We start from the raw sequence: 21,705 nt of genomic DNA on the forward strand, positions 1-21,705 counted from the left end.
ATGCGTTAAGCTGCACGCTATTATCCGATTGATAAAGAGTGGAGCGAAGTGATGGAAAAAGTAGGCTCTCGAGCATTGATTGTCGAAGGTGGAGCCATGCGAGGCGTATTTTCATGCGGCATACTCGATCATTTTCTTGCTAGCGAGTTCTCTCCATTTGATAGCTTTTGGGGAGTGTCTGCGGGTGCTAGCAACTTGGCTGCCTACTTAGCTAAAATGCCCGGACGTAACTTAAAAATCTACCTCGATTACAGCTTAAGAAAAGAATTTATCTCTCCATCTCAACTTCTACGTGGTGGTGATATGATGAACTTAGACTGGATGTGGAATGTCACCCTCGAAGAACTTGGCATCGATAAATCTGCGCTCAAAGCTGATTCACGACCTTTCTTTTTAGGCGTGACGCGTCAAGACAATGGGCAAGCGGAGTACCACCTTCCTGATGTCGACGACTTGGCAGAAACAATGAAAGCCAGCAGCGCACTGCCTGTACTTTACCGAAATGGCGTATCACTGAACGGAATTAGATACGTTGATGGTGGCGTCTCAGACGCACTTCCTGTTGCAGAAGCAATAAATCGAGGAGCCAAAAAGATTATGGTTTTACGCAGTCAGCCCGCAAGCTATCAAAAGCCAAGAGGAAGATTCAGCGCCCTAACTAGGAGGATGTTGAAAGAAACGCCCGGATTAATTGAACCGATGTTGACACGTGAAGTTCGCTACAATCAGACCTTAGCGCTGATCAACAACCCACCACCTGGTATCGAAATCATTCAAGTGTGTCCTCCTGAAACATTCAAGTTGAAACGGCTGAGTCGATCGCCAGCACCACTGCGTCATGCTTATGAGTTAGGAATTGAAGCAGGAAAGGAAGCCATCATACGATGGAGTCAGAAGTAGAAAAAAGCCACGTGGATTAAACGTGGCTAACGCAAATTCGATGGCAGTGGATTATCGTATTTGCTTCTGGTCGAGCCCAATATTCAGGCTCAAAACTGTTTTAATTTGCTCGCTAACTGAAAAAGCGAGTAGGCAGTCCAAACTAGTAAGTTTCAAACAACCCAGAGTTGTAATCTTGGATGGCTTGTTCTATCTCTTCCATGCTATTCATGACAAAAGGGCCATAATGCACCACGGGTTCATTAATTGGCTCACCAATAAAGATCAGTGCACCACTCTCTTTTTCGGCCTGCAATTCAACCCATTCACCTTTCGATAAAATGGCCATTTCGCCTTGATTGATCTCACGACCTTTTAATTGAATACGACCTTTATAGACATAGAGCATCATGTTGTTGTCTTGATCCGTGTTCAAATTCAAAGCTTGCCCCCCCATCGCTCTCCAATCGGCTACCGTGGCAGCAACACCTGTCTCTGTTAGCGGCCCCTGAATTCGTTCGTTGTTTATAGTCATATGACCCGCAATCAAACGTACAACCCCCGTATTCGGAGTATCAAACTCAGTGATCGTTTCAGGTTGAAAGTCATGATATTGAGCTGGCTGCATCTTATTTTTCGCAGGCTGGTTAATCCAAATTTGGAAACCATGCAATTCGCCTTCCTTCATAATAGGCATTTCGCTATGGATGACGCCTCTTCCTGCCGCCATCCACTGTGCACCACCGGAACGAAGCTCACCAACATTATCCATATGATCACGATGCTGGAAATGACCTTTCAACATATAAGTAAGCGTCTCAATACCGCGGTGCGGATGCGGAGGGAAACCGCCGATATAGTCAGCGCGGTCTTCTGATTTGAGTTCATCCATCATCAAAAATGGAGAAAAGCTAGCATGATTGAAACCCGCTACACGGCGAATTTTCACTCCATCACCATCAGCAGTAGGTTGCGCAGGAATAAGCTGACGAATTTCTCTGAATGTACTCATACTAGTTCTCCTAGTTTATCTTTGTGACCGCTTGCAAGTCGCATGTTCAATCTATGGCTATCGATAAGGTTCTATTTTAGGTTGATGAGCTAAAATTATGAGCCATACTATTCGTTCTACTTATTCAACTTTTTCGAACAATACAATTTATCGAGTTAATAATGAGCACATTTAATTTATCTAAAATAAATGTAGCTATTTTCTAAACAAGGTGTATAGTGTGCCTTGGCTCTTAGAAGAGAGCTGTTAATGCAACATTTAGTTTAAGTTTCCTCTCAGTAAAATCTTGAATCCCCAATTCAGACACCTGCGTACAACTTCCTCTTGATTGAACATTCAATAGCTTAGAAAAGATCCACAAAACAAATCATAATTTTAATGTTTAATTCAAAGGTATTTTTATGTCTAAAGTAACTGGTTCAGTAAAATGGTTTAACGAAACTAAAGGCTTCGGTTTTCTATCTCAAGACAACGGCGGCCAAGATGTATTCGTACACTTTAACGCTATCGTTTCTGACGGTTTCAAAACACTGACTGAAGGTCAGAAAGTAAGCTTCAATGTAGAGCAAGGTAAAAAAGGTCCTCAAGCGACTGAAGTAACTCCTCTATAAGACTGCTTTTCTTGGTGTAGCATGCCCATGCTGCACCAAACCTCTCTCCTTCAAAAATATTCTTTCATCAATCACTCAGCCTAATTTTAGGCATTGCTTTGTGCTATCTAAAATAAACTGAATAGTACTGCTTAATTTATTATTTATAGGAAAAATCATGTCCTCAAAAAGAACTGGCCGTCAAAGGCATTGGTATCAATTACTTAACAAAGAGAAAATCACTAAAAAACAGGAGAATAAATGTTAGAAATTGAATTTAATTTAGAACAACCTCAAACCTCTTGGAACGCTAAAATACATCAATTAAATGGTGATATTTTACGAAGGCACGTATTACCGAAACTTCTTTCTCATAGCTTCATGATCGATTTTGAATATTGTGAGAAAACGCAATCTGGAACTATTCTCTGTGATTCAGGTTCAAAGTTAGGAAGTTTTACTGTTAACTGATTCAGTTTTCATGCATTAATGGATAATGCAACTAATTTGGAAGGTATCCAATGGCTAGAAAAAGTAAGAAGCAGTCAGAAAAAGACAAAAAAGAGTCTGAACAAAACGCGGCGGCGGTAAAGCAGAAAACTCGACGCCGCATAGAAGACATTATGGAACAAAGAGAATTTGATAAGTTATTCGATCTATAAATGCTCTCTAGTGCTTTCTCTGCCTTTATCGTTGTGCAAGGTACCGCCACCTACCTTTGCTCAAACGAATCTCCACTCTTTTAGACTACTCTTCTAATTACACGTGCCTCTCACACGCGCAAAAACAACTGGCTCCTCTATACTCAAGTGACTTGCAAATAGTCGTTTCGCTCACAGGAAAACCCGTGACTAATGACAGTTAGGTTATTTGCGTATAGCCAAAGCGATATTTTTGCGTATAATCCCTCTCGTTTGCTTCGTATAACCCCAATGATATGGTTTGGGGGTCTCTACCAGTTCCCGCAAAGTGCTGATTACGAAGAGTTGAGATCATCGTGGGTCTTACTCTTTGTGATAGCGTTCGATTTATTTCTATCTATACCTATTCTTAGAGTAACTGCATCCACAATACACATAAGGTGGAATATGAACGCATTTATTCAAGGTCTTCCAAAAGTAGAGCTGCACTTACATATCGAAGGTTCACTTGAGCCGGAACTCTTATTCAAATTAGCAAAACGAAACGGCATCGAGATCCCTTACTCTTCTCCGAGTGAACTACGCAGCGCATATCAGTTTACAGACTTACAATCATTTCTCGACCTCTATTACCAAGGAGCGGGAGTTCTGCGTACGGAGCAAGATTTTTACGATCTCACTTGGGAATACTTACTGCACTGTAAAGAAGACAACGTTATTCATACCGAAATCTTTTTTGACCCTCAAACACACACAGAACGCGGCATAGACTTTGACACTGTTATCAATGGAATCGCTCGTGCGCTAAAAGATGGTCACGAAAAACTTGGCATTACCTCGCAAATTATTGCGTGTTTTCTCCGTCACCTTTCAGAAGAGAGCGCCATAGAGACCCTACAGGCTATTCTGAAACACCGTGATAAGATCATTGGTGTTGGACTAGATTCTTCAGAACAAGGTCATCCGCCAGCTAAATTCAAGCGCGTATTTAAACAAGCAGTAGAAGAAGGCTTACTTACCGTTGCTCACGCAGGTGAAGAAGGCCCCGCACAAAATATTAGCGATGCAATTGAAATGCTTTACGTGAGCCGCGTGGATCACGGTGTTCGCTGTGTTGATGATGAAGCATTAGTTGAATCCTTAATCGAAAGCCAAATGCCACTGACAGTGTGTCCGTTATCGAATCTTAAGCTATGTGTATTCGACGATATGAAAGATCACAATATTGTGGATTTGCTACGAAAAGGTGTCGCTGTAACGATTAACTCAGACGATCCTGTGTACTTTGGTGGCTACATGACGGATAACTTTCTGGCCGTCAACAACGCACATCCAATGAGTAAGAGTGAACTTGCCCAATTTACAATGAACGCGATTGATGCCAGCTTTATCGATAACGAGTTAAAGGCGAAATATCGTCACCTTGTTAGCCAATACGTAAACCAGCACGAAGCTTTGCAATAAAGGCATCAGTGCCACGCCTTAGGCCAAACGCGTAGGTATTAAAACCCTACAAAAACTCTGTGGTTAACCGCATTTATAAACGCTAGACTGAGAAAGCTAAACTAGCACACAAAAAGGAATATAATCATGATTCAACAAGGCCAAGCTCTACCAGTTGCAACTCTAAGTGAGTTGACTGCCGATGGTATGGTGAACCACGACGTTACAGAACTGTTTGCGAACAAGAAAGTCGTACTCTTTGCTGTACCTGGCGCATTCACCCCTACCTGTTCAGAAGCCCATCTACCAGGCTATGTGGTATTAGCTGATGAGCTAAAGGCAAAAGGTGTTGATTTAATTGCGTGCGTTTCTGTAAACGATGCATTTGTGATGCAAGCGTGGGGCGAAGCTCAAAACGCTTCTGAGATTTTGATGTTGGGTGATGGCGACGCTAGCTTTACTAAAGCATTAGGTCTTGAAATGGATACAGGCGGCTTTGGTGGTATTCGCTCACAACGTTACGCAATGATCATTGAAAACGGCACAGTGACTAAGCTAAACGTTGAAGAGCCAAAAGAGTTTGAAGCAAGCAAAGCAGAAACGATTTTAGCGGCGCTTTAAGCTTACTCCTAAATACAAAAACGGAAGCCATCGCTTCCGTTTTTTGTTGGTTAACGCATTCTCACAACACTCGTTTGTTGCTTACGCTGCATTTCCGCAAAAGTCAGCACAAACGGGGATGACTGCTTTACACGGCTTGGTAATGAAGAAAGCGCATTGTAGGCATCCTGCTTCGTTTTAAAATCACCAACAGTTACCGTATACCAACGCGTGCCTCGGCTGTTTTTCCAGTTAACCCAAACCGGATGCTTAGGATCGATATAGCGAATATAATCTTTCACATCTTTTTCTTGCTTTAGCGCGAGTACCTGCATCGTGTAATGGTTTGGGTTTAAATAACCATATGCATCCTGAGAGGTCATGACTCCAACACATTGGCCGCTATCGACCTCCTGCTGGTAAGGCATAGCGCAGCCCATGAGCGATAAAATCAATGTCAAAGATAAAATCTTGTGCACGTGTCACTCCATTCTTGTTCTAGTTTCTTTTCTCTCGCACCCAAAAACACAAAACGCTCTTGGTCAGGTAAAAACACACTCTTACAAGAGGGCCTGTGTTTTAACGCAACGAGTATTCCAAAAACGTAAGGCGACCACGTTGGTCGTCTTAGTAAATTGATTTAATAGAACATTAACAAGATAGAGTGATATAGACAGAAGTTCGCTACTGTTTAGAACCAGCTAGCGACCAATTGCTTAAACCAGTCTAAAATTCGCTTGAATAAACTGCCTTCCTCCACGGACTCCAATGCAACGAGCTCGGCTTCATTTACGACCTTACCGTCGACTTTGTAAAGCACTTTACCAACCACTTGTTGCTCAGAAATTGGCGCAACTAAATCACCGTTGTATTCAACTTCCGCTTGCAGATTTTTTACATCTCCTTTTGGCAAAGTGAGATAAACATCGTTAGCTACGCCGACAGTAAGCTCGTCTTTTTCGCCCATCCAAACTCGAGCTTTCGCAAGTTCCGCACCCGCCTCAGTCGGCATTACCGTATCGTAAAAGCGGAAGCCATAACTCAACAGCTGCTTGCTTTCTGATTCACGAACATTCTCACTCTTCGCTCCCATCACTACGGCAATCAAACGCATATCACCTTGTGTTGCAGAAGTCGCTAGACTATAACCCGCGCCGCTTGTATAACCAGTTTTCATGCCATCGACATTCATACTACGATCACGAAGCAAGCCATTACGGTTGTATTGAGTGATGCCATTGTAAGTAAACGAGGTTTCGCTATACAGCGGATAGATATCAGGTAAGTCACGAATAATCGCTTGGCCCAACTTGGCAATATCATAAGGTGTCGAATATAAACCGTCACTGTCTAGGCCGTGAGGGTTGGTGAATGCCGTGTTAGACAATTCAAGCTTGGCGGCCCAACTATTCATCAAACTCACAAACCCTGATTCACTTCCCGCAACATGCTCAGCAATAGCGACACTGGCATCGTTACCAGATTGAACAATCAGACCACGGTATAAGTCAGACAAAGAAACGGAAGTATTGACTTCAATAAACATTTTTGAAGAATCTGGGAAATTTTTTGCCCAAGCATTTCGGCTGATGACAACCTCATCATTCAACGTAATATTGCCTGTATTAATTTCTTGACCAGCTACATAAGCAGTCATCAACTTCGTTAAACTCGCGGGGTTTAAACGTTTGTGGGCATCACGTTCAACCAGTACTTTCCCCGTATGGAAGTCCATCAAAACATAACCACGAGAACTGAGTTCCGGCGCATTTGGCACAACTGAAGGCGCAGCATAAGCCAACGAGGATACAGCAGCGAACCCTGTAATTAACACTGTGTGTAATATAGTACTTTTTCTCATCATGACATCTTATCTTAGTAGCATTTAAGGCTTACAAACGGTACCCGAATGAATTCAAAGCGCGGGATTACCTAGTTAAAAAACGAGTATATTGAAACGGCGCTCAGTTACAGCCACCTTGTTACGATTGGTTACTTTTACTCAATGTTTGTCGAAAATAATGAGAGGTAGGTAGAGCTTTCGTCTTGAAGAATGAAACAGGAGCAAAAATAATTCCGTAACGCTATGTTTTTTTAGAGGGGAGAAAAAGCGCGCAAGCCAATTCAGGGAGTAAGTTGGTATAGGAAAAGTAGTTGAGCTTTTATCCATATCTAAATAGGAAACAACAAAAACAAGCAACAATAAGCCCAGCTAATTATTTACCAAGAAAACATATTTAAAACGCATCATAAAATCGTAATTAATTATCGATAAATTTAAAAACCTAATATTATAATTTATGCAAATTTCATTTATTATTAAACTGGAGAAAAATACAGCTTTCCTTTTTTAAAACTAAGAGACGATTTTTTCGATGTTTTTAGGTTTATCTCATCAGAGAACTTGGTATAACAGTGAGGGATAAGGCATCCGGACTTAGCGCGAAAGGATAACCCACTGTTATTTAAGTTCACACGCTGCTTTTTAATGACTAGAGACTTTAAACTGCGGTTACCTTCGGTTTGTGCGGCTATTCTTTGACGTATCCCAGCCCAGTACGACTCAAACGACGACATCATACATATCCTCTTTCATGATATAAGCATTAATAATTAAACATCGCTAAAAGCTAAGCTTGTCTTAAATAAAAGTACTAGAAATTAATTTTATTTCTTCAAAACAAATCAACCCGCATATTCCACATAAATTTAGTGGTTATGTCAAATATTAATTATCATTAATTTTATTTATAATGGATATAAAATCAGTTTATAATTTTTAAATAATTTAATTATTACAAAGCAGTATGACCAGTCCATATTTAACATGGAAATATGAGCTTTGTTTTGCATCATAATATATAAATACATTAAAGATTCATCTACGAACTAAATGCTCTTCAAGAGGTGATATAAATTAGCATTTCGAGACTAAATGAGAATAAAAATAGCGCACCGTATATGGTGCGCTATAGATTTGATTAAGGTCACTGTATAAGCATAGATAAAACTAAACTCATTTGACGTAGCTAGGCCAAGATTACTTATGGTTTAAGTTTCAATACTTTATCAATATCTTCTGCGCTGTGGCGCTCAGGTAACTGCTCCCATTCTTCACCCCATGAACGGTTCACAATTCGACCACGTTTTACCGCTTCACGCTCATCAATTACTTTTGCCCAACGCACAACGTTTTTGTAGCTTTCTACGTCTAAGAATTCAGCCGCATCGTAAGCACGACCCAACACAAGGTTGCCGTACCATGGCCATGTTGCGATATCAGCGATGCTGTACTCATCGCCACCTAGGAATTCATTGTTCGCAAGACGCTTGTCTAATACATCTAACTGACGTTTTGCTTCCATTGTAAAGCGGTTGATTGGGTACTCGAACTTCTCTGGTGCGTACGCGTAGAAGTGACCAAAACCACCGCCTAGATATGGCGCAGAACCTTGCAGCCAGAATAACCAGTTCATTACCTCAGCACGCTTAGCGCCTTCTTTTGGTAAGAAATGATCAAACTTCTCTGCTAGATAAAACAAGATGTTGCCAGATTCAAACACGTTCACTGGCTCAGAACCCGAACGGTCAACCAATGCCGGAATTTTAGAGTTTGGGTTAACAGCCACAAAGCCAGAGCCAAACTGGTCGCCATCGCCAATCTTAATCAGGTATGCATCGTATTCTGCTGCCGTTACGCCAGCCGCCAAAAGCTCTTCAAACATGATCGTCACTTTCTGACCATTTGGGGTACCCATTGAGTAAAGTTGGAATGGGTGCTCACCAACTGGAAGCTCTTGCTCATGACGTGCGCCAGAATCCGGACGGTTGATGCTCGCCCACTGACCGCCGTTTTCATTATCGTTTGTCCAAACTTTTGGTGGAATGTATTCGTTAGCCATTGTTTTCCCTTATTGTGTTTGAATGCATCTTCAAACTGACGGGTCTTACGCGCCAGCAAGCATTATTAACATCACCTCTTCGCCAACTGCGATTAGGCATACTCAAGATATTAGGTCGAATTCGCTAAATAAAAGTCCTGCAATCTCTTTTAGTTAGAACCTTTGGTTATGGGATTTTCTTTCACGCTATAAGTAAAAACGTCGCGATAATGTGAACTAGGTTCGAGATGCCAGCGATGAGTAAGCGACACTCGGCGGCGCGCCACTATTTGGGGATTTAGAACAACCGCTAAACTTCAAAGTCACCAAGAATGAAGTTGTTCTGGATACCTTAGTTCAAACAACTTACGTGCGTGATAGGCAGTTAAGTTAGATAGTTAGAAAGAAAAACGCCCTTCACTAAATCAATGAAGGGCGTTTTAATGTATTCGAAACCGTTACTTAGCTGATTCAAACAAACCAGAAATACCTTTCAAAGGGAAAAGCCTTGCTTGCTCCAACCCTCTCAACGTTACCGTATTGAGGTCATCAATAAAGAAACGACTGGTCATCGTGTGTTTGCCGCCATTAATGAAAATCTCGATGACAGAATTGTCGATATACATCTCAATCGTCTGCTTAGCGTCCAATCTTGGTGCTTTTCGAATACCACCAAATTCTTCTGCGTACAAATGAGACATGTGACGACGGTCCAGCATAAACTCGTGCTCTGTCGCACTAAAGACGATGTTGTCACCTTTGAGGTTACTCAGCTCAAGTTCAAAGCCATCGCCCTCAAGGTCTAATTGGATCAAACAACTTGTGCTTTCCAGTGTATGGGATTGTGCAAAGACCACCTCTTCTTTTCTTAAACTCTTCAGCTCAGGGAGCGGAGCTTGAACAAGAAAACCATCTTTCAACGTTAGTTCTCTAGGAAGAGACAACATTCCTGCCCACTGGTGTGTGACCGATGGTGTGTCGATTTCTGGCAACCCTATCCATGCAATAAGAATGCGACGCCCATTCTCATCTAAATAGGTTTGTGGGGCGTAGAAATCAAACCCATAATCTGGCTGCAAAATATCTTGGTGGTTTTCTAAAATCATCGACTCTAGGTTCAACTGATCACCCACGATATACGCAACAGAATAGATGTTTTTGAAATCATAAGGATTATTACTGCTCACGCCCTGTGGAGAAAACAGCATCACCGATTGACCATTAATCTCAAAGAAATCAGGACACTCCCACATGTACCCAAGGTCAGAAAACTTGGTCTTGATAGGACCTTTATGCTGCCACGTTTTCAAATCTTTGCTTTGATAGAGCGCCATTGAACCATGCTCGGTTTTGGTTTGAGCACCCACCACCATCAAATAGTCGTCGCCTTTCTTCCAAACTTTTGGATCACGAAAGTGCTCCGTGTAATGTTCGTTCTCAATGACCACACCATGCTTTTCAATGTTGCCATCTGAATCCATGGTGGCAAAGCACTGTGTTGGAATTCGATTCCAGTTTTGGTCACGCTTATTACCAGTAAAAAACAGCAAAGCCTTGTTGTTTTCCACCAAAGCACCGCCCGAATAGACACCATGTGAATCGTAGTCTTGGTCAGGATGAAGACCCACGCCATGATCTTTAAAATGGATGAAGTCTTTAGTAGAAAGGTGGTACCAATACTTCATTCCATGGACTGGTCCCACAGGCGTCCACTGGTAAAAGATGTGGTGCTCACCATTGAAATAGCACAACCCATTTGGGTCATTTAACAGCCCAAATCTAGGGGCGATATGAAAACTAGGAAAGCCTTTATCTTGCTGACGTGAAAGTGTCATTTCTTCGATATCACACTGAGGGATTTGCTCAAGTCGACGATATCTTTGCTCTACAGTCCAACGGTTGTTTAAGCTCATAATTTTTCTCAACTGAAATTGGATCTGAAGATCATTGCCCAATAAATTGCAGCAACTCTGTCTGGGTCGGAAGCGCGGTCATTGCGCCTTTTTGCGTCGTCGCTAATGCACCACAGCCATTTGCCCATTGAATCGCAGAGCTAACAACAGGATGATTTTTCCAATCGTCATGCCGAGACAGGCATGCCAGTAGCCCTCCGACAAAAGCATCACCCGCACCTGTGGTGTCAATCGGACTAACGACTTGACCTGTGATCAGTTCACTCTGACTTTCAAAGACGCGCCAAACACCTTTCGCACCTTGTGTCACCAAGACCAAAGCAATATTCAAAGAGGCTATTTGTTGTAAACCTTGCGCCATCGACGTTGAGTCAGTCAAGAACAAAAGCTCTTCTTCAGAGAACTTAACCACATCGGCCATCGCTACAGCCTTCATCACGACAGCTTGGATTTCTGATTGATCTTGCCACACTTCATCACGCAAGTTAGGGTCAAAGCTAATGAAACCACCAGCGGCTTTTGCTCTTTTGATCGCCTCAAATGTGCTGCTTCTACTTGGCTCATTTGCCAGTGAAATTGAGCAAACGTGTAGCCAGTCACCTTGCTTAAAGTTTGGGATGTCTTCAACAGACATAAACTGATCAGCGCTCGGTTTTACCATAAACGTAAAGCTGCGCTCACCTTGCTCGTCTAAATCCACCACCACTGTTGATGTTCTTTGCTCGGGATCTTTAACGAGAAACTCCGTGCTCACGCCCTCTTGATCGAGCGTTGATTGCATGAAGCGACCAAATGGGTCATCACCTACACGTCCAAAAAACGCACTCTTACCAGATAGACGAGCAATTGCTACGGCGACATTCGCTGGTGCACCACCGGGACATTTGAGTAAAGAAGTCTCGGATTCCGGTATTAGATCGACAACAGCATCACCAGTTACCCACACTTGATTCATCTTGCTTACCTTAAAATTAAAGCCCTGATAGTCCAACGTGTTGAACACCTTCACTACCAAGTAAAAATTGAAAAAGGCTAGCCAAGCCATTAGTGCTTGGCTAGCACCCCAAACATTTAGGAAAAGAAGTGGATTTTGGGGGACTCCACCCTTAAGGAGTTCAGATTAAGCCGCTGCTTTTTTACCGACTTTAGCGCGGTCACGCATACCAAGAACAATGGTGAGAACAAATGCGGTCAAGAACGCGATCACCATACCCGCGATGTAGTACCCAATCTTCTCTGGCGTAATGGAAATGATGCCTGGAAGACCAGCTGCGCCCAATGCCTGAGCTTTCACATTAAACATTGTGATGAACGCACTTGATAACGCCGCAGCGCAAACTGCCGCAATAAATGGGTAACGTAGTTTTAAGTTAACACCAAACATAGCCGGTTCTGTAATACCCAGCAAACCCGTAACACCCGATGGAATCGCAATACCTTTCATCTTCTTATCTTTGCTCATCACGCCCACCGCCAACGCTGCCGCTCCTTGAGAAACGTTAGACATCGCCGCAATAGGAAAGATAAAGGTGCCGCCCGTCGTCGCAATATCCGCAAGAAGTTGAGTTTCAATCGCAATGAAGCTGTGATGCATACCAGTAATAACAAACGGAGCATAAATAAGACCAAATACCGCACCACCAACAAAGCCAGCTGTGTTGTATAGCCAGTTCAGACCATCACCCAATAGGAAACCGATATCACGCGTGAACGGACCGACGACAGTAAACGTCAGCAAACCCGCTATGAAAATCGCCAGTAATGGCGTTAAAAGGTTGTCTAAAACAGAAGGGATGACTTTACGTAAGCCTAGCTCAACCTTCGCAAGAATGAATGCCGATACCAAAACCGGTAACACCGAACCTTGGTAACCCACTTTTTGGATTTCAAAGCCAAGAATATTCCAAACCGGAATGTTGCCAGACACAGATGCGCCGCCGAATCCCCAACCATTCAGCAAGTCAGGGTGAACCATCAACATACCTAGCGCCGCCCCTAAATATGGGTTACCGCCAAACTTCTTACTGGCTGAAAATGCCAGCAGAATAGGCAGGTAAACAAACGGCGCGTTCGCAAACGTGTTGATCATGTTCGCCAAGTCTGTCAGTCCTGGGTTGGCATCAATCAAAGATTTGCCATCAATAAACAAACCTTGAGCAGTCAATAGGTTATAGATACCCATCAACAAACCGCCAGCGACGATTGCGGGAATGATTGGGACGAAAATATCAGACAGCCCTTTCACCGCGCGCTGAACGATGTTTTGTTTCTCTGCGCCAGCAGACGCAACGTCGTTGGTGGACATTTCACTCATACCCGTCAACTTCGCCATTTCTGCATAAACTTGGTTTACGATGCCAGATCCAAAAATGATTTGGTACTGACCCGCAACTTTGAACTGCCCTTTGACCCCTTCAAGGTTATCAATCGCTTGTTCATCTATTTTTTGCTCATCTGCAACGGCAAGGCGTAAGCGTGTCGCACAATGCGCAAGTGCGGTGATGTTGCTTTTACCACCTAATAGAGTTAACAACTCTTTTGCTACTGCCGGATAATTCATTTCATACCCCATTGGATTATTATCTGAGCTTGCGATATTTTCGGGAACGTTTGCAAAACAGATTTTTGCTCAATAAAACCAAATGATCAAAGATAAAGCAGAGAGAATGTGAGAATGATCGTCAAATTCTCTCCCTAAGAGCAGTATAGGAGGTTAGAATCGCTACTTATCAAAGAGCTTTTCATCTTCTCTTTGCAAACAATCCCAAAAACGAAAAACAGAATGGATAGGAACAATGGCGAGTCTGCATGATGTCGCCCGTCTGGCTGGCGTATCAAAATCAACAGTGTCACGGGTTATAAACGATGAATATGGCGTAAAAGAAGCGACAAAACTGAAGGTCCGCCAAGCAGTAGCGGAGTGTGGCTATGTGCCAAACCAAGTCGCTAAAGATCTAAAATCTCAAAAGACCAATCTGGTTGGTGTCATTGTTCCTCGGGTTTCCTCTCATGCCACATCCCAAGGTGTCGATGGATTAACCGATGTCCTTGAAAAAGCCGGGAAACATGTCTTACTTGCTAGCACTCACCAAGCCCACGAAAAAGAACTGGAATACATTCAGATCTTTAACCAAAAACGGGTTGAAGGGATCATTCTTTACGCCACCCACCTCGATTCCAAGCTGGTAAAAGCAATTCAAAACTCAGCCGTTCCAGTTGTGCTCGTCGGTCAAGATGGTTCCATGTTTAACATTCCAAGCATCATTCATGATGACGCACGAGTAGGGTTTGAAGCGGGAAATAGACTGGTTGCAAAAGGTTGCCAAACTATGGGTTTTATTGGTGTGCAAGGTGACGATATCGCGGTAGATAAGCAACGCTCTGAAGGATTTGTTCAAGCGCTGCAACACCATGGTTTTGAGATCGACTTCCATGCTCGTGGTGACTTTACCATCGATTCTGGCTATTCATTGGCAAAACAACACTTAACAAAGAACCCTAAGCTAGATGGCTTGTTCTGTGCGACAGACCGTATTGCTATCGGTGCGATGAGAGCGATTCAAGAGCTCGGGTTAACACCGGGTAAAGACGTTTTAGTGCTAGGCGTTGGTGATGATGAGCTCGCATCAGTGTGCACCCCAACCTTATCAACATTTAACTATGCATTTGATAAAGCAGGGGAAAATGGTGCGAAACTGTTACTAGATAGAATTGCCAACAGAAGTTTTGAAATGAGTAAGATGGTACTAACCTTCAAAACTATTGAGCGTCAGTCCTGTTAATGAAAAAGCGCCAACTGAAATCAGTTGGCGCTTTTCTTATTACTCTTTGTAGGTTAGGTCCCTTTAGAACCAAGTTTCCATTTGCAGTGCAAACAGAACTTCACCACCATCACCCATCGTTGCAGCACCCGCATCCTGGCTAATCGAGTAGCCATTCAAGTCTTCGCTCCAATCAACGTAGCTAACTGCAAAACGTAGCTCCGGACGGTCAAAGAAACCTGCAGCGGTAGACATCTTAAGCGTTGGTGCAATTGTCGCTTTGTAAAAACTGCCACTTGCTTTATCAATCGCATTGTCTAGGTCCATGTATTGGTATGAGCCTTCATAAACCATCTCAAAGTTCTGCGTAAACTCTTGCGCTAAGCGGATGTTGAACGATGCCCAAGTAAATTCATCATTTTTAGCAAAGCGATCTTGGCTATGTTCTGCTAGCAACGCAGGTGCTACACGCCAGTTGTCGCCGATGCGTGTTACACCATAACTGAACAAACGTACGGCTTTTGCGTCTTCTAGCAAATCACCGTTTGAACCAATGCCTTTAAGTTCTGCACCCAGTCCATCACCCATCAAAATACCAGTTTTAGAGAAGCCTTCACTCATGCCAAAGAAGTTATCGCCATGGTAGGCAAACATCGCATGTAAACCTTTGTCTGCTGCACCTTCTACGCGATCATTGTTATCAGCAGACGTCATGCCGCTCAGCATCAATTGCCAATTACCAAAACGGTTGTTCATTGTCGCGATATAGTTTTCAACATCCGTTGACGAGCTATCAATCTCACCAAAATCACGACCATAGATCGAGAAGTTTGCTTTCCATGATTCGCTCATTTGGACGTCATACACACCAGCACCAGTGCCAGATAAGAAAACAATATCCGAGTCAAAGAAGTGAATGTCAAAGTTATCACGGTCAAATCGTTTACCAGCCCAAAACGTCGCGTCAGCAAACGCACTTGATTCAGAGAACATGCTCAACTTGTTTAGCTCAGCATATACCTGACGAACGTTTAATTGACTCTCGCTCGCCGTCCATTCGTTATTGGTTTCCGTACTATCTGCCAACATGATTCGGAACAATGCGCTGGAACCATCATCTGCAAAACGTTTGTGAATAAGGTTTGCTTCCACATAATGATCATCCTCTACCCCTAATCGCCCAACTGGAGCGCCAATAGCACCAGCTGCCGTCATGTAAGGACCAGTGCCCACTGCACCATTCAGATCGTCATTAATGAGCAGCCCGGAACGAGCGTAGCCATGAAACTCAAAGCTTGAGGCTTTCTCATTTACTTCTGTGGATACTTTTTCTGTCTGTTCAAGTCTCTGTTCTAATTCATTAATTCGCTTTTCAAGAGCGTCAACATCTGTTGTTGCGAATGCAGGTGCTGTAACCAGCCCAAGCGCTACTGCCATCGTCAAAGTGTGTAGTTTCATTTCCATAGTCTCACGTAAATTTATACTTAGGTTATTTGCAAACGTTCCCAAGTAAAATTGCAAACTTATGGTGACTTTAAATACCCATCTAAAGTCTGAATTTCAGAGCGCTCGTACTCAGAGCGTATCTACCACTTGTATCAATGAGGGCGATAATATATAAACTTTTCGGGAACGTTACCGTTAAGAGGCCATTTTGTTACTTCTATCACGTTCAATTGTGTTACTTACAGAAAAATCATTAACCAGCGCACATTTGAATTAATTGTTAGCGCTAGAGGAAGTAGTTTGAAGGTGACAGGCTACAAAGAAGGGGTTTAGTGTTCATTTGAGAGAATAGTGCTCACTCGCTTCCCTATGCTACTTGATGGTAACTCATCTCTATTTGTTGATGAAAAGTAGCAGCTAAGGTTGAACGTAACTAAGAGCGAAGCGGATCTCGATACCTCATTTCAAACAACTTGAAAGGCTGTTAAGACGAGATAAACGACCTTCATTTTCTGTGAAGAGCGCTTTGTTGTTCTAATTCAAGCTAACGAAACACTTTTTTGGACAGAAGTACGTTAGAATACATACCCTAAAGTAGTCATAGATTTATTCAACCACTGCCTGAAAATGGGCCAGCCGCTCCCATTAATCAGAATGATAAAATGCCCAATAGAGATACATGAAAAAGCCAACTGTAATCACAGTTGGCTCAGTATTTCCCCTTGAACTTTTAAGCCTTATATTGACTAGAGCGTTAGTTCGGAAAGTGTTTATTTAAGAAGTCCAAAACATGAGTAACGTACTTCTCGGTATCAAAGACAGGTGCACTGTGTCCTACACCTTCTTCAATGAAAAGTTGGTTGGTAACTCCATGCTCATCAAGCTTAGCCTTAAGTATCTCACTTTGAGATAGAGGCACTCGCTTATCCAAGGTGCCGTGTAACTGTATATATGGTGGAGTATTTTCATTCACATAACTCGTCGTTGATGCTTTCTTGGCAAGCTTTGGAATATTGTTTGGAATATCTCCTAAGAAACGAGATACAGACGATTTTTTGCTGGTTTTCTTGCCACCTTTATTACTTAACTCAAGTAAATCGGTAGGGCCAAAAAAGCTTACTACGGCTGAGACCTTGTACTTTGGTGGCTCATAGAAATCTACTTGGTTGTATGCCGAGTTAGTCGCACCAATAAAGCCAGCGAGGTGCCCGCCAGCAGAGCGTCCCATTATCACAACATTGTCCGCTTTAATACCGAGCTTTTCAGCATTGTCGTACAAATAGTTCAGTGCATCATTAATGTCTTGTACTGGTTGAGGAAAGATCGCTTCTCCACTTAAACGATAATCAACTGAAGCTAGCGCATAACCTTCATTCAACACAGACTGAAGTAATAATGGGTTCTTTTCTGGGATGGCGTCTTTGCTCCCACGTTTCCATGCACCACCATGTACCCAGACTAATAACGGGTACTGAGTATTTGATTCAACCGAAGGAGTATAAAGATCGAGTTTAATCTCTCTTTCACCTACAGTTTTGAACAAGATATCCTTCTCTACATTGAACTCCCCAGCCAAACAGACAAAGGGCATAAGTAGCAGAGAGGTCATCGCAGACTTAATTTTCGTATTCATTGTTTTGTTATTCGCTTAAAAAAGTAAGTAGATTAGAAAGTCGCTTCAGCAGCTAACCAGTAGCGTCGGCCATCTTCAATGTAGCCAAACTCTTCCTCTGTGATTTGCTCATCGAACAAGTTATAAACCGCTGCCATTAACTTCACATTCTTAGTTACACGCCAGTTCACACCGAGATCCACGTAAGTAATAGAAGGTGCCAACGTTCTTGTGCTATCACTAGTGATGTTGTTTTTCTCTTTGCCTTGATAGTTCATGCGGGCCCATGAAGCAACATCATCACGCACTGCCCAATCACCATTAAGTGAGAAGATATGTTCAGGTGCTTGTACAAGAGGCAAGCCATCATCATCGTCATTAGTGTTCTTTTCACTACGAGTATACGAGTAGGTTGCACTTAGTGTAATTGACTCTGTAATACCCTTAGATACGGAACTTTCTGCACCATAGCTGTTCGCATCATCAATGTTGACGTAAGTGCGGTCGCAACTTCTGCTATCAGTACACGTCGGATCGACAAACTCACTTTCGATCTTGTCTTTGAAGTCGCTGTAAAACAAAGTAATGTTTGCAGAAAGGTCTCGCTCATTAACGTAATACAGTCCCATCTCTGTATTGATGGAGGTTTCTGCTGTTAAGTCTGGATTACCGTAAATAGAACAACGCCCTCTACAGCTCTCTTGAACCCACTCTTCGTCCATTTGTGTCAAACTAGGTGCTCGATAACCCGTAGACACACCACCTTTTAGCGTCCAACTAGGGTCAATAGACCAGACCCCGTAAGCTCTTGGGCTAAATTGCCCGTCAAAGATCTCATTGTCGTCGTAACGTAAACCAAGGGTGAGAGCGAATGTATCCGTGAGATACCACTCGTCCTCAGCAAATACTGCCCATTGCTTGTTTTTAGAGGTCAATGACAGTTTATTATCAGTCAGATCCTTTTGCTCGAAAGATGCGCCCAGTGTTAAGTAGTGAGCATTAAGAGGCAGACCCCATTGCGTATTAATTTGACTATTCTCGACTTCTTTATCTGCACCGATATTTTTTACTGTTTCATTACTGATAAATGAAGAACTTGTACCCCAAGAGTAGTTTCCGTCGTGGCTAAAACCAATAGATTGGCGTTCATATTCTCGTACTGCAACTTGAGACTCTCGCTCCACTGATTTACCTAGAGTGGTCTCTCGCTCTTGGTTATGATTGGTGAACTCCAGAGTAAAAGTGTCATCCGAGGTAGGTGTGAGGTACAAAGAAGCTCGATAGTTGTCGAGTGTCTTACCTGCATAACCACCTTCAATTTCATCTTCTTTTCTTTCCTGATACAGTCCAGTCAAAGAAGTACTCAACAGACCATCAATGACAGGGCCAGCAAGGTAAAGCTGCCCTTGATAGCTATTTCCAGATTTTGAATTTTCTTGAAGCGTCGTTTCTGCACGCAAGCTTCCGTGCCACTCTTGATAATTTTTACGCGTAATAATATTAATCACACCCCCCAAAGCATCAGACCCATAAAGGGTTGACATAGGGCCACGTACAACTTCAATACGTTCAATTGCACTCAACGGGGGAAGCCAGTCTTGTTCAGTAAACGTACTACCATTAGTTTGAGTTTCTCGACCAGACTGCTTCCTGCCATCAACAAGAATGGCCGTATATTGAGCAGGCATACCTCGAATTGAGATATCTTGGCCATCACCACCTCCTGTAACGGTTACCCCAGGTATATCACTTAAAGCATCAGTCAAATCTTTATATGAGCGATTTTCAAGTTGCTCTCGGGTGAGAACACTTATTGTTGCTGGCGCTTCTGTGACATTCTGTTCGTAACCAGAGGCTGTAACCACTACGGTTTCCATTGCTGTTGTATTGATACCAGTCTCAGGTAACTGGTCATTTGCAACAACGACCATAGGTACAGTAATACAAGCAGAAACAACTGATGTAGAAAATAGAAAGTATGTGAAAAGAGGCTTCATATTGAATAGGCTTAAAATGTAATTGCATTTAATAATTATTATCAATTAAACCTGATTATCATAATCACTGACAAGTTAATCACTATCGAGAAAAGAGAATATCACTATCCAATATACGAATAGTTAACCACGAATTACCCGATATAAGCATTTAAGCTAAAGTATCGGTTCCAACATAGAGCTGTTTAAAGATCTCTCGTACCCATTCACACATAGGATCATCGTTAAAGCGTTTGTGCCAATATAGGAAGACTTCTTGAAAGTCCAACTGTAGCTCGGCAGGTACTTCTCGAACGATCAAGCGAGGGTCTTGACAAGCTGCCTCTGCAAAAGGTGTCGGTAGATGAAATATAATCTCAGTCTCCGCAGCGATACTTGGAGCAGAACTAAAGTTATTCAGTTGCACTGGCGCTGATAAACGCTTTTTTTTGTTCGCTAACCCTAGCTCTTGGTATTTATGCTCAAACGACAATCGCTTCTCACCCTGCAAAGAGACTTGTCCAAAGTCAAATTCGGCCAAACGCTCTGGAGTTAGCTCTAAATCGGCCAGTGGATGATAGCGGCTCATAAGCAAACGGAAAGTACGCTTAGCAACAACCATTCGATAGATATTTTGCTCAGAGCTTGGCGGTTGATGAGAGGAAAGTGCGAAATGAACATCTCCAGCCACCAACGCATCAAAATGACGTTTTGGTGCTGAGTCCAAACTGACCTTAAGGTTTGGAGCCTCTTGCCGAATCTTAGCGATAACCTTAGGCATTAAGGTATTAATCTGAGGAAGAAGGCCGTAAACCTTAACGGTGCTTGATACAGTGCTCGGATCAAACGAGTCTCTATGGGCAAGTTTTTCTAAACTGGTAATCACATTATTGATGTCTTGCCTTACTGACTCTGCTTTTGGAGTCAGTTCATAGCCGTATTTCTTGCGCACCAGTAATTCGTCATTAAAGAAAACTCTCATTTTTTGCAGTGCTCGACTTACCGCAGACTGGCTCATATTTAAAGCCATAGCGGTGTTAGATACATGCTTCTCTTCGAGCAAGTGCTTTAAAACAAAGAGCAAATTCAGATCAATTTGAGATAAGTTCACGTCAATACCACCCATCAAGCTTCCAGTAGGTGGTATAGTACATAAATCTCTAGAGTTTGTGGTAAGTGTTTTCGATACTACAAGGCACAATTGAAACACAAGTCTGGTAGCAGGACAGTTTCCGTGCTAACACGAAAAGGGGCAAAAGTGTGTTTCAGTTCTTAAATGGGGAAGTGTTTTCCTCATATACCTCAACCAATACAGCTAGCCTTTCAAGTTTACAAATTAGTCTTATATTTGCTTTATCGAAAGGCATTGAGGTTACTTACCTTGGCGAGATTTTTTAAAGTACTCAATACTGTGTTGTATACGACATTCAACACTTGTACTGTTTCCCTAACGCCAGAGCTATTCATTGACATATCAACAGTTTTTTCTTTTACATCTGGCTTGCGGGCTTCGTAAACGTAATCGAGTTAAAGCTCTTTCGACACTCGATACATCTGGAGCGAGGAGAGCCAGAATGCCCTTTTCCATGTTCACGAACGGGCTCTGTTTTATTACAGAAACGATATTGAACTTGGATAGTAACCATGAGTTAAAAACATCAGAAATCAGGTGGCTATATTAACATCTATCAACCGATTTGAGTTATGACCAATAAAAGGATAGTTAGGTTTTTATTGCGTAAATTATCGGTAAGATGAAGTCATATAACAGGCAATATGTCAGGTGTGTAGAATTATTCTATTTTAGGGATTTTGCTCTAAGTATAAATGAATCTTTGCATTTCAATTTCAATAAAGCTTGGTTATTGATCATGTTTCTGAGTATGCGAATTATTACCAGTTATGCATATGATTGCTCATTGTCTAGTTTGACTTGTGTAACGTCACTTCA

18 protein-coding genes, 2 pseudogenes and 1 riboswitch are annotated in these 21,705 nt (G+C 42.5%); of the genes and pseudogenes, 8 read left to right on the top strand and 12 right to left on the bottom strand.

The annotated features are described in order from the left end of the window. Positions 1-51 precede the first annotated feature (51 nt). Complete coding sequence (locus tag R7E51_RS01115) at positions 52-900, top strand: patatin-like phospholipase family protein (RefSeq protein ID WP_206957468.1); 849 nt, start codon at positions 52-54, stop codon at positions 898-900. Between the two features lie 142 nt (positions 901-1,042). Here the strand turns inward: R7E51_RS01115 and R7E51_RS01120 are convergent, their stop codons facing one another. Next, positions 1,043-1,891: a pirin family protein gene (locus tag R7E51_RS01120; protein WP_017635146.1), complete on the bottom strand. Its 849-nt coding sequence runs from the start codon at positions 1,889-1,891 to the stop codon at positions 1,043-1,045. 401 nt (positions 1,892-2,292) lie between these two features. On the opposite strand from R7E51_RS01120, the gene cspE reads away from it, so the two are divergent. From cspE to R7E51_RS01145, 5 genes are all read left to right on the top strand, one after another. After that, on the top strand, positions 2,293-2,502 hold the full coding sequence (gene cspE, locus R7E51_RS01125) for a transcription antiterminator/RNA stability regulator CspE (protein WP_005373691.1): 210 nt from the start codon (positions 2,293-2,295) through the stop codon (positions 2,500-2,502). Between the two features lie 240 nt (positions 2,503-2,742). After that, positions 2,743-2,952 carry a hypothetical protein gene (locus tag R7E51_RS01130; protein ID WP_005373692.1) on the top strand — a complete coding sequence of 70 codons (210 nt, stop codon included), beginning with the start codon at positions 2,743-2,745 and terminating at the stop codon, positions 2,950-2,952. A 50-nt stretch (positions 2,953-3,002) separates the two neighbouring features. Continuing rightward, positions 3,003-3,143, top strand: coding sequence for a PA3496 family putative envelope integrity protein (locus R7E51_RS01135; RefSeq protein ID WP_017633782.1), 141 nt, complete (start codon positions 3,003-3,005; stop codon positions 3,141-3,143). Positions 3,144-3,380: 237 nt separating this feature from the next. Further along, a riboswitch (purine riboswitch) is annotated at positions 3,381-3,480 on the top strand. An 89-nt stretch (positions 3,481-3,569) separates the two neighbouring features. Further along, positions 3,570-4,586 (top strand): adenosine deaminase, encoded by a 1,017-nt coding sequence (locus R7E51_RS01140; protein WP_017819853.1) that lies wholly within the window; start codon positions 3,570-3,572, stop codon positions 4,584-4,586. Between the two features lie 126 nt (positions 4,587-4,712). Next, the gene (locus tag R7E51_RS01145) at positions 4,713-5,186 is read left to right on the top strand and encodes a peroxiredoxin (protein WP_005373699.1); all 474 of its coding nucleotides are present in this window, start codon (positions 4,713-4,715) and stop codon (positions 5,184-5,186) included. Between the two features lie 50 nt (positions 5,187-5,236). Here the strand turns inward: R7E51_RS01145 and R7E51_RS01150 are convergent, their stop codons facing one another. The 3 genes from R7E51_RS01150 to yghU all read right to left on the bottom strand — a co-directional run bounded on the left by R7E51_RS01150 (position 5,237) and on the right by yghU (position 9,067). After that, a complete protein-coding gene (locus R7E51_RS01150) occupies positions 5,237-5,644 on the bottom strand; it encodes an SPOR domain-containing protein (RefSeq protein ID WP_005373701.1) in 408 nt (135 codons plus the stop codon). Positions 5,645-5,856: 212 nt separating this feature from the next. Then, on the bottom strand, positions 5,857-7,026 hold the full coding sequence (locus R7E51_RS01155) for a D-alanyl-D-alanine carboxypeptidase family protein (RefSeq protein ID WP_017819852.1): 1,170 nt from the start codon (positions 7,024-7,026) through the stop codon (positions 5,857-5,859). A 1,183-nt stretch (positions 7,027-8,209) separates the two neighbouring features. After that, on the bottom strand, positions 8,210-9,067 hold the full coding sequence (yghU, locus tag R7E51_RS01160) for a glutathione-dependent disulfide-bond oxidoreductase (protein WP_005373705.1): 858 nt from the start codon (positions 9,065-9,067) through the stop codon (positions 8,210-8,212). A gap of 253 nt (positions 9,068-9,320) precedes the next feature. Between yghU and R7E51_RS01165 the strand changes: the two are divergent. Beyond that, positions 9,321-9,440 (top strand): annotated as a pseudogene (locus tag R7E51_RS01165) (dihydrofolate reductase family protein); the annotation flags it as partial. 64 nt (positions 9,441-9,504) lie between these two features. Here R7E51_RS01165 and R7E51_RS01170 read toward each other — a convergent pair. From R7E51_RS01170 to R7E51_RS01180, 3 genes are all read right to left on the bottom strand, one after another. Continuing rightward, positions 9,505-10,959: a sucrose-6-phosphate hydrolase gene (locus tag R7E51_RS01170; RefSeq protein WP_064376209.1), complete on the bottom strand. Its 1,455-nt coding sequence runs from the start codon at positions 10,957-10,959 to the stop codon at positions 9,505-9,507. Positions 10,960-10,990: 31 nt separating this feature from the next. Beyond that, positions 10,991-11,914, bottom strand: coding sequence for an aminoimidazole riboside kinase (locus R7E51_RS01175; RefSeq protein WP_017819849.1), 924 nt, complete (start codon positions 11,912-11,914; stop codon positions 10,991-10,993). Between the two features lie 165 nt (positions 11,915-12,079). After that, entirely contained in the window at positions 12,080-13,519 is a 1,440-nt protein-coding gene (locus tag R7E51_RS01180; protein ID WP_206957467.1) for a sucrose-specific PTS transporter subunit IIBC, read from the bottom strand. Between the two features lie 235 nt (positions 13,520-13,754). Here R7E51_RS01180 and R7E51_RS01185 point away from each other — a divergent pair, with 235 nt between their 5' ends. After that, positions 13,755-14,741 (top strand): LacI family DNA-binding transcriptional regulator, encoded by a 987-nt coding sequence (locus R7E51_RS01185; RefSeq protein WP_170890199.1) that lies wholly within the window; start codon positions 13,755-13,757, stop codon positions 14,739-14,741. Positions 14,742-14,804: 63 nt separating this feature from the next. Here R7E51_RS01185 and R7E51_RS01190 read toward each other — a convergent pair whose 3' ends face one another. From R7E51_RS01190 to R7E51_RS01210, 5 genes and pseudogenes are all read right to left on the bottom strand, one after another. Then, entirely contained in the window at positions 14,805-16,178 is a 1,374-nt protein-coding gene (locus R7E51_RS01190) for a carbohydrate porin (protein ID WP_206957496.1), read from the bottom strand. A gap of 742 nt (positions 16,179-16,920) precedes the next feature. After that, positions 16,921-17,799 carry an alpha/beta hydrolase gene (locus R7E51_RS01195; protein ID WP_017819845.1) on the bottom strand — a complete coding sequence of 293 codons (879 nt, stop codon included), beginning with the start codon at positions 17,797-17,799 and terminating at the stop codon, positions 16,921-16,923. 32 nt (positions 17,800-17,831) lie between these two features. Further along, a complete protein-coding gene (locus R7E51_RS01200) occupies positions 17,832-19,775 on the bottom strand; it encodes a TonB-dependent receptor domain-containing protein (RefSeq protein ID WP_054574569.1) in 1,944 nt (647 codons plus the stop codon). A gap of 151 nt (positions 19,776-19,926) precedes the next feature. Next, the gene (locus R7E51_RS01205) at positions 19,927-20,880 is read right to left on the bottom strand and encodes a LysR family transcriptional regulator (protein ID WP_017819843.1); all 954 of its coding nucleotides are present in this window, start codon (positions 20,878-20,880) and stop codon (positions 19,927-19,929) included. Between the two features lie 196 nt (positions 20,881-21,076). Then, positions 21,077-21,400: pseudogene (locus R7E51_RS01210) on the bottom strand (IS1-like element transposase); the annotation flags it as partial. Between the last annotated feature and the right edge of the window lie 305 nt (positions 21,401-21,705).

It is taken from the genome of Vibrio sp. Vb1166, from assembly GCF_033338695.1.
Lineage (GTDB): Bacteria > Pseudomonadota > Gammaproteobacteria > Enterobacterales > Vibrionaceae > Vibrio > Vibrio alginolyticus.

Coding starts and splice junctions, on each gene's coding strand:
- R7E51_RS01180 (WP_206957467.1), bottom strand. CDS start 13,519: ATGAATTATCCGGCAGTAGCAAAAGAGTTGTTAACTCTATTAGGTGGT.
- R7E51_RS01185 (WP_170890199.1), top strand. CDS start 13,755: ATGGCGAGTCTGCATGATGTCGCCCGTCTGGCTGGCGTATCAAAATCA.
- R7E51_RS01155 (WP_017819852.1), bottom strand. CDS start 7,026: ATGAGAAAAAGTACTATATTACACACAGTGTTAATTACAGGGTTCGCT.
- R7E51_RS01135 (WP_017633782.1), top strand. CDS start 3,003: ATGGCTAGAAAAAGTAAGAAGCAGTCAGAAAAAGACAAAAAAGAGTCT.
- R7E51_RS01145 (WP_005373699.1), top strand. CDS start 4,713: ATGATTCAACAAGGCCAAGCTCTACCAGTTGCAACTCTAAGTGAGTTG.
- R7E51_RS01195 (WP_017819845.1), bottom strand. CDS start 17,799: ATGAATACGAAAATTAAGTCTGCGATGACCTCTCTGCTACTTATGCCC.
- R7E51_RS01205 (WP_017819843.1), bottom strand. CDS start 20,880: ATGGGTGGTATTGACGTGAACTTATCTCAAATTGATCTGAATTTGCTC.
- R7E51_RS01140 (WP_017819853.1), top strand. CDS start 3,570: ATGAACGCATTTATTCAAGGTCTTCCAAAAGTAGAGCTGCACTTACAT.
- R7E51_RS01175 (WP_017819849.1), bottom strand. CDS start 11,914: ATGAATCAAGTGTGGGTAACTGGTGATGCTGTTGTCGATCTAATACCG.
- R7E51_RS01200 (WP_054574569.1), bottom strand. CDS start 19,775: ATGAAGCCTCTTTTCACATACTTTCTATTTTCTACATCAGTTGTTTCT.
- R7E51_RS01130 (WP_005373692.1), top strand. CDS start 2,743: ATGTTAGAAATTGAATTTAATTTAGAACAACCTCAAACCTCTTGGAAC.
- yghU (WP_005373705.1), bottom strand. CDS start 9,067: ATGGCTAACGAATACATTCCACCAAAAGTTTGGACAAACGATAATGAA.
- cspE (WP_005373691.1), top strand. CDS start 2,293: ATGTCTAAAGTAACTGGTTCAGTAAAATGGTTTAACGAAACTAAAGGC.
- R7E51_RS01170 (WP_064376209.1), bottom strand. CDS start 10,959: ATGAGCTTAAACAACCGTTGGACTGTAGAGCAAAGATATCGTCGACTT.
- R7E51_RS01190 (WP_206957496.1), bottom strand. CDS start 16,178: ATGAAACTACACACTTTGACGATGGCAGTAGCGCTTGGGCTGGTTACA.
- R7E51_RS01120 (WP_017635146.1), bottom strand. CDS start 1,891: ATGAGTACATTCAGAGAAATTCGTCAGCTTATTCCTGCGCAACCTACT.
- R7E51_RS01115 (WP_206957468.1), top strand. CDS start 52: ATGGAAAAAGTAGGCTCTCGAGCATTGATTGTCGAAGGTGGAGCCATG.